We start from the raw sequence: 11416 nt of genomic DNA on the forward strand, positions 1-11416 counted from the left end.
GGACCTTGGTCCCCCGCGGGCGGGGCGTTGGTGCCTGCCCCGGCCGGGCCGCTCCACGCGACGCTGGCACCCATGGCCGACCCCACCACCTCCGAGAGCGCGACCCGGCCTGCGCACCCGCCCGACGCCGCCCACGGGCTCCCCGCCCACGAGGTGGTCCTGCTGCTGGCCACCGACCCCGAGCGGGGCCTGGGCGAGGCGGAGGCCGCCGGGCGGCTGCTGCGCTTCGGGCCCAACGCGCTGCCGGCCACCCGGAGCGCGGGCCCGCTGCGCCGGCTGGCGCGACAGCTGCACAACCCGCTGATCTACGTGCTGCTCGCCTCGGTGCTGGTGACCGCCGCCCTCGGCGAGCTGGTCGACTCCACCGTGATCCTGGGCGTCGTGGTCGTCAACGCTGCGGTGGGCTTCGTCCAGGAGTCCCGGGCCGAGGCGGCGCTGGAGGGGCTGCGCTCGATGGTGCGCACCACCGCGAGCGTCGTGCGCGAGGGGCAGGTGCGCAGCCTGGCGTCGGCCGAGCTGGTCCCCGGCGACCTCGTCGTGCTCGAGGAGGGCGCCAAGGTGCCCGCCGACCTGCGCGTGACCCGCGCCGACGAGCTGCGCGTGGACGAGTCGGCGCTGACCGGCGAGTCGGCGCCGGTGGCCAAGGACGAGGTGGTGCTGCCCGACCACGTGGCGGTGGCCGACCGCCGCAACATGGCCTACTCCGGGACCCTGGTCACCACCGGCAGCGGCACCGGCGTCGTCGTGGCCACCGGCGCGGAGACCGAGCTGGGCGACATCCACCGCCTGGTCGGTGCCGCCGAGGGGCTCTCGACGCCCCTGACCCGCAAGCTGGCCTGGTTCAGCAAGCTCCTGACGGTGGCCATCGTGGCGCTGGCCGCGGCCACGTTCGGCGTCGGCCTGCTGCGCGGGCAGGAGATGGCCGAGACCTTCACCGCCGCGGTGGCGCTGGCCGTGGGAGCCATCCCGGAGGGGCTGCCCGCCGCGGTCACCATCACCCTGGCCATCGGGGTGGCCCGGATGGCGCGTCGGCGAGCCGTCGTACGCCGCCTGCCCGCGGTCGAGACCCTGGGCAGCACCACCGTGGTCTGCTCCGACAAGACCGGCACCCTGACCCAGAACCAGATGACCGTGCGCGCCGTGTGGACCCCCGCCGGCGAGGTGCTGCTGACCGGCTCGGGCTACGCCCCCGACGGCGAGCTGTGCGACGGCGCGGGCGCCACCCTGGCCCCGGCACCGCGGTCGGCGCTGTGGTGGACGCTGCTGGTGGGGGTGGCGTGCAACGACGCCGCCCTGGCCGAGCACGACGGACGGTGGCGGGTGGTCGGCGACCCCACCGAGGGCGCGATGCTCGTCGCCGGCGCCAAGGCGGGTCTGGGCCGGGACCGGGTCGAGGCCCTGGCACCGCGCGAGGCGACGGTCCCCTTCAGCTCCGAGCGCCGCTGGATGGCCACCCTGCACCGCGACCCGACCGCCGTGGACCCCACCGACCAGGTGGTCGCGGTGAAGGGAGCCGTCGAGCAGGTGGTCGAGCGGTGCACCCGCCAGCTGCGCGCCGACGGGTCGCTCGGCCCCGTCGACCGCACGCTCGCGCTCGAGGCCGCCCATGCACTGGCCCAGCAGGGGCTGCGCGTGCTGGCCACCGCGGTGCGTCCGCTGACCGGCCCCGAGCGCCACGCCCCGGCGACGTTCGACGCCGGGGCGGTGCCGGACGACCTGGTGCTCACCGGCCTGCAGGCGATGCTCGACCCGCCCCGGCCCGCCGCGGCCCGGGCGGTGGCGGCCTGCCTGGCCGCCGGCGTCTCGGTCAAGATGGTCACCGGCGACCACGCCGCCACGGCCACCGCCGTCGCCCGGCAGGTCGGGCTGCTCGACCAGTCGGCCACCGGCCCCGCGCCGGTGCTCACCGGCACCGACCTGGCGGCCCTCGACGCCGAAGAGCTGCCGGCCGCGGTGGACAGCGCCGTCGTGCTCGCCCGGGTCTCTCCCGAGCAGAAGCTGCGCCTGGTCGAGGCGCTGCAGGGTCGGGGCCACGTCGTGGCGATGACCGGCGACGGGGTCAACGACGCCCCCGCGCTGCGCCAGGCCGACATCGGCGTGGCGATGGGCACCGGCGGCACCGAGGTGGCCAAGGACGCGGCCGACATGGTGCTGCTCGACGACGACTTCGCGACCATCGAGGCCGCGGTGGAGGAGGGTCGTGGCGCCTTCGACAACCTGACGAAGTTCATCGCCTGGACGCTGCCCACCAACATCGGCGAGGGCCTGGTCATCCTGGTGGCGATCCTGCTGGGCGCAGCGCTGCCGATCCTGCCCACCCAGATCCTGTGGATCAACATGACCACGGCGGTGCTGCTCGGGCTGATGCTCGCCTTCGAGCCGCGCGAGGACGGCATCATGACCCGGCCGCCGCGCGACCCCGAGCAGCCGCTGCTCACGGGTGCGCTGATGGCCCGCATCCTGCTGGTCTCGGCGCTGCTGGTCGCCGGGTCGTGGTGGCTCTTCCAGTGGGAGCAGTCACGGGGGGCCGGGCTCGCCGAGGCGCGCACGGCCGCGCTCAACGTCTTCGTCGTGGTCGAGGCCGTCTACCTCTTCAGCTGCCGCTCCCCCACGCTCCCGGCCTGGCGGCTGGGCCTGTTCACCAACCGGTGGCTGCTCGTGGGCGTGAGTGCCCAGGCCGCGGGACAGGCGGCCATCACCTACCTGCCGGCGATGAACGCGGTCTTCGGCACCGCACCGCTGCCCGCAGGCACCTGGCTGCGGATCGCCGCGGTCGCCGCGCTGGCGGGCCTGGTCATCGCCACCGACAAGCGGCTGCGGCGACCCACCCGGGGTCCCTAGTCGAGGGCCGAGAAGGCCTCGTACACCATGAACGCCGGCCACACGATGCCCTCCAGCACCGCCAGGACGTGCCACCAGAACCCCTCGGGGGCGTCTCGCCAGAAGTAGACCCAGGCGCCGAGCACACCGAGGCCGTAGATCGCACCGCCGCCCGCCGCGCCGCCGCTGCTCTCGCCCGCCATGTGACTCCCCCTCCTCGTGCCGTGGGTGCCCGAGGACCCGGGCCGCACCCACCCTGCGCCGGGGCCCCTCCCCGCGCCAGGGCCCAACGGACCCCCGCGGCGGGCCGGACGGCCGTGGGCACCCCGCGCCGTCCGCGACAGCCTGGGACCGACCGACCGACCTACCGATCGACCCACGGACCGACCGAGCACAGGGAGCACCCATGCCGACCCCCATGCCGACCTCGACGCCCACCTCCACGGCCACCTCCACCGCCCAGGCCCTGGTGGCCCCCGGGAAGGGCCTGCTGGCCGCCGACGAGAGCCTGCCCACGATGACCAAGCGGCTCGCGCGCATCGGCGTCGAGTCGACCGAGGCGACCCGGCTGGCCCTCCGCGAGCTGCTCTTCACCACCCCCGGCCTGGAGGAGCACGTCAGCGGCGTCATCCTCTTCGACGAGACGATCCGGCAGCGCACCAGCGGCGGCGCCCTGGTGCCCGAGCTGCTCGCCGGCGCCGGAATCGTGCCCGGCATCAAGGTCGACCGGGGCACGGTGCCGCTCGCGGGCTCACCGGGCGAGGTGGTCACCCAGGGGCTCGACGGGCTGCGCGAGCGCCTCGCGGAGTACGCCGCCCTGGGCGCGCGCTTCGCGAAGTGGCGGGCGGTACTGCGCATCGACACCGGCCTTCCGACCCCGGCGTGCGTGCACGCCAACGCCCACGCGCTGGCGCGCCACGCGGCGCTGGCCCAGGAGGCGGGCCTGGTGCCGGTGGTCGAGCCCGAGGTGCTGATGGACGGCTCGCACTCCCTGGAGCGCTGCGCCGAGGTGACCGCGCAGGTGCTCCGCGAGGTGTACGCCGAGCTGGCCGGTCAGCGGGTCGCCCTCGACGCCACCCTGCTCAAGCCCAGCATGGTCCTGCCCGGGACCCTCTCCCCCGAGACCGAGCACCTCGAGGACCACGTGGTCGCCGGACGCACCGTGGCGGTGCTGAGGGACACCGTGCCCGCCTCGGTGCCCGGCATCGTCTTCCTCTCCGGCGGCCAGAGCCCGCAGCAGGCCACCGCTCGGCTCGACGCCCTCAACAAGCTGGCGGCCCCGCAGCCCTGGCAGCTGAGCTTCTCCTACGGCCGGGCGCTGCAGGCCCCGGTGCTCGACGCGTGGCGGGGCGATCCCGCCAACACGGCCGCCGCCCAGGCGGTCCTCGCCGAGCGCGCCCGCCTCACCGGCGCCGCGCGTGCGGGTCGCTACCACCGCGACAAGGAGCCGGCCGCCCCGGTCGCCGGGTGAGGTCCGGGTGAGGTCCGCGGAGATTCATCGGCCGGCCGACGGATCTCCTGGGTGGACGACAAAACTTCATCGGCCACCCGGGTGGTTCATCGGCCGGCCGATGAACCTCCCGGCCGGCGGCGCCCGGACTCGCGCTGGCGGGTGGCGATGATGGCGGCCTGGGTGCGGCTCTCGACGCCGAGCTTGCCCAGCACCGTGGACACGTAGTTCTTCACCGTCTTCTCGGCCAGCTCCAGGCGCTCGGCGATCTGGCGGTTGGTCAGGCCCTCCCCGACCAGGTCGAGCACCTGGCTCTGCTTGGCCGTCAGGTGCTTGGTGACCGAGTCCTCGGGTGGCCCCTCGCGCACCCGGGCGAGGACCTGGGCGGTGACGGCGGGGTCCAGCATCGACTGCCCGGCCGCCACGCGGCGTACGGTCTCGACGAAGTCGTTGCCCTTGACCTGCTTGAGCACGTAACCCGCGGCCCCGGCCATGATGGCCGCGAAGAGCGCCTCGTCCTCGTCGTAGGAGGTCAGGATGACGGCCGCGATCGTGGGATCGACCGAGCGCACGTGCCGGCACACCTCGACCCCGGAGCCGTCGGGCAGGCGCTGGTCGAGGACGGCGACATCGGGGCGCAGCGCGGGGATCCGCCGGGCGGCCTCCTGGGCCGACCCCGACTCCCCCACCACCTCGATGTCGCCCTGGCTCTCCAGCAGGTCGCGGGTGCCGCGTCGCACCAGCTCGTGGTCGTCGAGCAGGTAGACCCGGATCACCGGCCGCTCGCGCGGCCCGGCCGAGCCGTCGACTTCTGACATGTTCCGAACCTAGGCGCCCCCGGGCCGGCGGGCCCCGGCCCAGGGGCACCACCCGGCGGGACCTTGGTCCCGCAGCGCCGGCGCCACACCGCCACGGACCTCCGGCCCCCCGTGCCTGCGACCAACGGCCCTGCCCCGCGCCGGGCGCGCGCGGCACCGTGGTCGGATGGCACCCACCTCGTCGCAGGCCACCCCGGACCCGGGGCACGCCTCCCCGCGTGGACGCGTGCTCGTGGCCGTCGGGGGCTCGCACCCCGGGCCGGCGGCCCGCTGGGCCGCCAGGGAGGCCGCGCGCGGTGGTGGCACCGTCCACCTGCTGCAGGTCGCTGCCACGGCACTGGCCCGCGAGCAGGGACGTGCGGCCCTGCGCACCGCCGCGACGGCCTGCCGCGACGAGGCCGGTGACCGGGTCACGGTCGAGACCGAGCAGGTGGTGGGCGACCCGGCGGAGGTCCTGGTGGCCGCCGCGCCGGCCGCCCGCCTGGTCGTCACGGGTCGCCGCGACAGCACCTCGTGGCACTCCACGAGCTCGGTCTCGGCGGCCCTCGCCGACCTCACCGACGTCGCGATGTGCGTGGTGCCGCCGTCGTGGAGCGCGCCCCGGCGCTCACTGGTGGCCGTCGGGCTCGACCCGGAGCGGCCCGACCGGGCAGCGGTCACCGAGGCGGTACGCCGCGCGCGGCTCGCGCGGGCGGTGCTGCGGGTGCTGGTGAACCGCCCAGGGTCGCTGGCGCCCGACCCGGCCGAGGGTCTCGACGAGCTGCGCCGGCGCGCCCACGAGGTCGTGACCGAGTGCGGGGGCGACGCCTGCGACGTGGAGGTCTCGGTGGTCGAGGGTCATCCCGCGTCTGGGCTGCTGGCGGCCGCTCGTTCGGCCGACCTGCTGGTGCTGGGCCGCCGGGAGCACCGGGGCGGGCCGGCGACGTACCTCGGCCCGGTGGCCCGCGCCGTGCTGCCGTGGGCCGAGTGCCCCGTGGTGCTGAGCCGTCCCGAGCACGAGCGCGAACCGGGGCCGACGCGCGTCCCCGCCGGCGAGGACCTTGGGCCCTGACGCGGCCGCTGCCGGGCGGCGGAGCCTGGGACCCCGAGCACCGGACCGCCCCCCTCGTCAGACAGGGGGCCCACCAGAGGAGCCGACCATGCGGGTCGCCGAGGTCATGACCGCACCACCCCTCACCACCACGACCGACGCCGGCGTCGACGACGCCCTGGCGCTGCTCGGGCACCACCACGTCACCTCGCTGCCCGTGGTGGACGCGACCGGCAGGCTGCAGGGCCTGCTGCACGAGGTCGACGTGATCCGGGGGCGGGTCCCGCACCAGGCTCCGGGCGCGCCGAGCCACAGCACGCCGCCGTCCGTCGTCGCCGACGTGATGGCGCCGGTGCCCGCGCGGCTCGGCCCCGACACCGACCTGGCCACCGCGGCCGATCTGCTGGGCTCCTCCAGCGTCACGAGCCTGCCGGTCGTCGACGGCCGGGGGCACGTGGTCGGGGTGCTGAGCCGCAGCGACGTGGTGGGCGTGCTCACCGCGGCGCACGACCGCGACGACGGCCTCGACCCGCTCGTGCGCAGGCTGCTGCAGCTGGCGTGCCGCGCCCCGAGCGTGCACAACACCCAGCCCTGGCTGTGGCGGGTCGACGGCCCCGTCGTCGAGCTGTACGCCGACCCCGCGCGCCAGCTGAGGGTGTCGGACCCCGACGGACGCAACCTGCGCATCAGCTGCGGCGCCGCCCTGCACCACCTGCAGGTGGCCGCCCGAGGGCTCGGACAGGCCTGCACGGTCGAGCGGCTGCCCTCCGGGCCGGCCTCGACGCTGCTGGCCCGGGTGACCCTCGAGCCGACGCCGGAGACGCCGGACGGGGAGGCGGAGGCGCGCGCCGACCTGGACGCCATCACCGCCCGGGTCACCGACCGGCGGCGCTTCACCAGCTGGGAGGTGCCGGCTCCGCGGCTCGAGCACCTGGCGGCGGTCGGCGCCCGGGAGGGCTGTGCCGTCGTACCGGTCGTCGACGAGGGTCGGCGGCACCGGCTGGAGGAGCTGGTCGAGCAGGCCCGGGCGCTGCTGTCGCAGGACCCCGAGGTGCGGGCCGAGCAGCAGGCCTGGGTGCAGCGCAGCGCCCACGACGGGGTCCCCGTGCCGGCGACCGAGGGTCCGGCCACCCGCTTCGACGACCGGCCGGTCGTCGACCCCGGCGGCATCGACCGCGCCGACGGGGTGCTGGTGCTGGCCACCCCCACCGACGAGCCGCTCGACCACCTGCGCGCCGGGGCGGCCCTGAGCCGGGCCTGGCTGACCGCCACCACCGGGCTGCTGTCGATGGTGCCGCTCAGCCACGTCGTGGAGCGCCCGGAGACCCGCCGGGCCCTGCAGGACGACGTGCTGGGCAGCGCCCTGGTGCCGCAGCTGCTGGTGCGGGTGGGCTGGCAGGAGAGCTCGCGCGAGCGGCTCGCACCGAGCCCGAGGCGCCCGTTGGCCGACGTGCTGGTGCGCTGAGCGGGCCCCGCCTGGTCCGCGCACCCCCCGGTCCCCCGCGCGGGCGTGCCGCTCGGCGCGGGTGACGTGCTGTGATGGGCCGATGGCCCACCGCTACCCCTTCGCCTTCAGCACCGCCTACCGCCTGCCTGCCCTGGCCCTGGCCATCACCCCCCGCACGGCGTGGGTGGAGGTCGACGAACCGGGAGCCGACTCGCCCGAGCTGCGGGTGCGCTTCGGCGCCTGGCGGCTGCGCACCCCGATCGAGAACATCACCGGGGTGCAGCGCAGCGGCGGCTTCGCCTACCTCAAGACCGTCGGGCCGCCGCACCTGTCGTTCACCGACAAGGGCGTCACCTTCGCGACCAACGGCGACGCCGCCGTCTGCCTCGAGCTGCGCACCCCGGTGAAGGGGATCGACCCCACCGGCCGGATCGTGCACCCCGGCGTGACCCTGACCGTCGCCGACCCCGACGCCCTCGCCGAGGAGATCACCGCCCACCCGGCACGATGAACCCCCGGGCGATCGTGAGGTCGGAGCTCAGCCCTGCTCGGCCAGCTCGAAAGCCACCCGGCGCTCCTGCACGTCGGCGGTGACGAGCCGCACGCGTACGTGGGTGCCGAGCGGCAGGTCTGCGCCGCCGCTGGTGAGCCGGCCCTCGACGGCGGGCGACTGCACGACGACCGAGCCACGGGTGGGGTCCTTCTCGTCGACGTCGACGACCACCCCGGCGAAGACCTCGCCGACCCGCTCCTCCAGCACGCCGGCCTCGACCAGGTCGAGCACCCCGCGCTCGTAGGCACTGGCGCGCTGGGCGGAGGTGCGCAGCGTCTCGGGCAGGCCGGGCAGCGCCTGGAGCACCCAGTCGGGCACCTCGGTGCCGGCGCACAGGGCCAGGCAGACCTCCCCGGCGTACCGGTCGCCGAGGCGGCGCAGCGGCGCGGTGACGTGGGCGTACTCGGCGGCCAGCGCCGCGTGCAGCGGCTGCTCGGGCAGCTCGCCGTTGAAGCCGACGTACCCGCTGCCGCGCAGCAGGCGGGTGCTGGCGTCGACCATCGCGGCGTGCGCGGGCACCCTCGGGTCGAGGGTGCGGATGAAGTCGGGGTAGAGCATCTCGGCGGGCCAATCGATGCCCAGCGCGCGGGCGGTGCGGTGCAGCCGCTGCACGTCGTGCGGGTCGGGCGGCGGCAGGGTGCGCAGCAGGCCGACGCGGGCGTAGACCATCAGGTCGGCGGCGCCGTAGCCGGTGAGCAGCGAGATCTGGGCGTTCCAGTCCTCCATCGGCAGCCGCTCGCGGAAGCCGAGGTGCCAGTGCTCGCCCTCGACCTCGACCTCCTGCTCGGGCAGCGGCAGCGAGACCCCGCCCCGGGCCGCCTCGCGGGCCAGGCGCAGCGGGCCGACCTCGGCCAGCAGCCGCACGGTCTCGGGCGCCGAGCCGTCGTCGAGGCCCGCCTGCGCCTGCTGGTAGGTCAGCTGGGCCGTCGAGCGCACCAGCGCCCGCTCGACGCGTACGTCGGTGCCCTCGCCCTCGGCGTCGAGCCGGATCGTCCAGAGCTGGGCGGGCCGGGTCTCGCCGGCCAGCAGCGAGGCGGCGCCCTCGCTGAGCACCGGCGGGTGCAGCGGCACCTTCGACTCCGGCGCGTAGAGCGTCTCGCCGCGCCGGTTGGCCTCGAGGTCGACGGGGTCGCCGGGGCTGACGAAGGCGGCCACGTCGGCGATCGCGTAGTGCACCACGAAGCCGTCGCCGTCACGCTCGATGTGCATCGCCTGGTCGAGGTCGCGGGCACCCTCGGGGTCGATGGTCAGCATCGGCAGGTCGGTGCGGTCGAGGTCGGGCAGCCGGGGCTCGGCGGCCGCCTTCGCGGCCGCCTCCTCCACCTCGGGCGGGAAGTGCGGGGTGACCCCCAGCTCCTTCCTCAGCTGTTCGACGCCCTCGCGCAACCGGTGCGCGGCGACGCCGTCGTCATGGGTACGGACCCGGAGCACGCGGTTGCTGGGCATGCAGGCACCATAACGACCACCATGCTGATCCTGCTGCCCCCCAGCGAGGGCAAGTCCGCTCCCCGGCGCGGCAAGCCGCTCGACCTGGCCTCCCTGTCGTTCCCCGGCCTGACCCCGACCCGCGAGCGGGTGCTCGACGCGCTGGTCGACCTGTGCTCGGGCGATCCGCAGGAGGCGGCGCGGGTCCTCGACGTCGGCAGCACCCAGCTCGACCTCGTCGACCTCGACCGCGGGCTGCGCACCAACCCCACCGCACGCGCCGACGCGGTGTACGCCGGCGTCGTCTACGACGCCCTCGACGTCGCCACCCTCACCCCTGCCGCCCGGCGCCGCGCGACCAGCCGGCTGGCGATCACCTCCAGCGTCTTCGGGCTGGTGCGCCCGGGTGACCGCATCCCCGCCTACCGGCTCTCGGGCGGCACCAGCCTGCCCGGCCTCGGCCCCGTCGCCGGGGCCTGGCGCGAGGTGCTCGGGGCGGCCACCGCCGAGGCGCTGGGCAACGGGCTGCTCGTCGACCTGCGCTCCAGCACGTACGCCGCCTTCTGGCGCCCCACGCCCGACCTGGCGGCCCGCGTCGCGACGGTGCGGGTGCTGCACGAGGTCGACGGGGTCCGCAAGGTGGTCAGCCACTTCAACAAGGCCACCAAGGGCCGCCTGGTGCGGGCCCTGCTCGAGGACGGCGCCAACCCGCGCACCCCCGCGCGGCTGGCCGAGGCGCTGCGCGACCTGGGCTGGCACGTCGAGGCCGGCGACCCGGGCGCCAAGGGCACCCAGCTCGACGTGGTCGTCAGCGACCTCTAGGCAGGTCGCCGAGGAGCCCGACCACCGGGTCCACGACGCCGTCGAGCAGGTCGGTGACCGCATCGGTGACCGGCAGCACCGCGCCCGTGACCGGGCCGGTCAGCCCGCCCGTGGCCCCGCCGGCGACGTCTGCGGCGCCGCCCAGCACCGGGTCGAGCAACGAGGAGACGTTGCCGCGCGGCGGCGTCGGCCCGGGCGGGGGTGCGGGGGGCGGAGGCGGGGTGGGGGTCGGTCCTGGCGGGTCGACCGGGGTGACCGGACCCACCGGGCCCACGACCGGGGCCGTCGGCTCCAGCGGCACCGGGGAGGGTGTGAGCAGCGTGCCGGGCACCACCGGCGAGGCCTGCGCGTCGAGCGAGGACCGATCGGTCCCCGGCTCGACCGTGCCGGCCGCCGGCTCGAGCGGCTCGCTGCCGGAGCCGGGCACCAGCAGGTCGGGCAGCTGGGCCAGCACCTCCTCGCGGATGCCCGCCCCGATGTCGGTGGCCAGCAGCCCCACGCCGGCCAGGGTCACGAAGGCGGCGCCGGCGACCCGCAGCCCCCACGTCGTACGCCGCTCGCGACGCACCGCGTCACCCTCGGGGCCCGGCGCGGGCACAGGCACCTCGACGGGTCGCAGCGCAGCCACCAGCTCGGCGCCCACCGCGGAGGGCAGCACCCGCACCGGCGCGGCGGTCGTCGCGCGCTCGCGCACCGAGGACCACTGCCAGGGGGTGTGCGAGGGAGTGTCCGAGGGCGCGGCGGAGCGCTCGCCTGCGGGCGAGTCTGGCTCTGCCACCGGGACCCCCCATGGATCGGCGCTGCTCGGACCCCTCCATCATGCCCCACCCCGGGTCCGGAACGGGCGGATTCCCCCACCGCGGGGGGTGAAGCCCGCCGGCGGCGCCCGAGGCACGGTGGAGCCATGACCTTCCGCGCACTAGTCCTGAACCCTGATCCACCGACGTTGGATTCGTGATCGGTGATTTCGCTGATTCGCGGTGGAACTCGGGGAGTGGGCGTGGCTGACCCGCCGGTCTGATCCGGCTCTTCCACTTGAGTCCTCAGGTCG

At 76.0% G+C, this 11416-nt stretch carries 10 protein-coding genes; 6 read left to right on the forward strand and 4 right to left on the reverse strand.

Translation table 11 applies throughout. The annotated features are described in order from the left end of the window. Positions 1 to 72 precede the first annotated feature (72 nt). The gene (locus tag QWJ41_RS12525) at positions 73 to 2841 is read left to right on the forward strand and encodes an HAD-IC family P-type ATPase (protein WP_302708638.1); all 2769 of its coding nucleotides are present in this window, start codon (positions 73 to 75) and stop codon (positions 2839 to 2841) included. On the opposite strand, the gene QWJ41_RS12530 is transcribed toward QWJ41_RS12525, so the two are convergent. Then, positions 2838 to 3023: a hypothetical protein gene (locus QWJ41_RS12530; RefSeq protein ID WP_302708640.1), complete on the reverse strand. Its 186-nt coding sequence runs from the start codon at positions 3021 to 3023 to the stop codon at positions 2838 to 2840. The two genes, QWJ41_RS12525 and QWJ41_RS12530, sit on opposite strands and share 4 nt — an antisense overlap. 203 nt (positions 3024 to 3226) lie before the next feature. Between QWJ41_RS12530 and QWJ41_RS12535 the strand changes: the two genes are divergently transcribed. Beyond that, positions 3227 to 4291, forward strand: a complete 1065-nt coding sequence (locus QWJ41_RS12535; protein ID WP_302708641.1) for a class I fructose-bisphosphate aldolase — start codon at positions 3227 to 3229, stop codon at positions 4289 to 4291. 86 nt (positions 4292 to 4377) lie between these two features. On the opposite strand, the gene QWJ41_RS12540 is transcribed toward QWJ41_RS12535, so the two are convergent. Continuing rightward, positions 4378 to 5088 (reverse strand): response regulator, encoded by a 711-nt coding sequence (locus QWJ41_RS12540; protein WP_336623292.1) that lies wholly within the window; start codon positions 5086 to 5088, stop codon positions 4378 to 4380. Between the two features lie 166 nt (positions 5089 to 5254). On the opposite strand from QWJ41_RS12540, the gene QWJ41_RS12545 reads away from it, so the two are divergent. The 3 genes from QWJ41_RS12545 (at position 5255) to QWJ41_RS12555 (ending at position 8076) form a co-directional block, all read left to right on the forward strand. Beyond that, on the forward strand, positions 5255 to 6139 hold the full coding sequence (locus QWJ41_RS12545) for a universal stress protein (RefSeq protein ID WP_302708642.1): 885 nt from the start codon (positions 5255 to 5257) through the stop codon (positions 6137 to 6139). A gap of 88 nt (positions 6140 to 6227) precedes the next feature. Further along, entirely contained in the window at positions 6228 to 7583 is a 1356-nt protein-coding gene (locus QWJ41_RS12550; RefSeq protein ID WP_302708644.1) for an Acg family FMN-binding oxidoreductase, read from the forward strand. Between the two features lie 82 nt (positions 7584 to 7665). Then, positions 7666 to 8076 carry a hypothetical protein gene (locus tag QWJ41_RS12555; RefSeq protein ID WP_302708646.1) on the forward strand — a complete coding sequence of 137 codons (411 nt, stop codon included), beginning with the start codon at positions 7666 to 7668 and terminating at the stop codon, positions 8074 to 8076. A gap of 27 nt (positions 8077 to 8103) precedes the next feature. On the opposite strand, the gene QWJ41_RS12560 is transcribed toward QWJ41_RS12555, so the two are convergent. Then, on the reverse strand, positions 8104 to 9564 hold the full coding sequence (locus QWJ41_RS12560; protein WP_302708648.1) for an RNB domain-containing ribonuclease: 1461 nt from the start codon (positions 9562 to 9564) through the stop codon (positions 8104 to 8106). 21 nt (positions 9565 to 9585) lie between these two features. Between QWJ41_RS12560 and yaaA the strand changes: the two genes are divergently transcribed. Beyond that, entirely contained in the window at positions 9586 to 10365 is a 780-nt protein-coding gene (gene yaaA / locus QWJ41_RS12565) for a peroxide stress protein YaaA (RefSeq protein WP_302708650.1), read from the forward strand. Here yaaA and QWJ41_RS12570 read toward each other — a convergent pair. Continuing rightward, positions 10352 to 11143: a hypothetical protein gene (locus QWJ41_RS12570; protein WP_302708652.1), complete on the reverse strand. Its 792-nt coding sequence runs from the start codon at positions 11141 to 11143 to the stop codon at positions 10352 to 10354. The two genes, yaaA and QWJ41_RS12570, sit on opposite strands and share 14 nt — an antisense overlap. Positions 11144 to 11416 lie beyond the last annotated feature (273 nt).

Source organism: Nocardioides cremeus (genome assembly GCF_030518195.1).
Taxonomy (GTDB): Bacteria; Actinomycetota; Actinomycetes; order Propionibacteriales; family Nocardioidaceae; genus Nocardioides; species Nocardioides cremeus.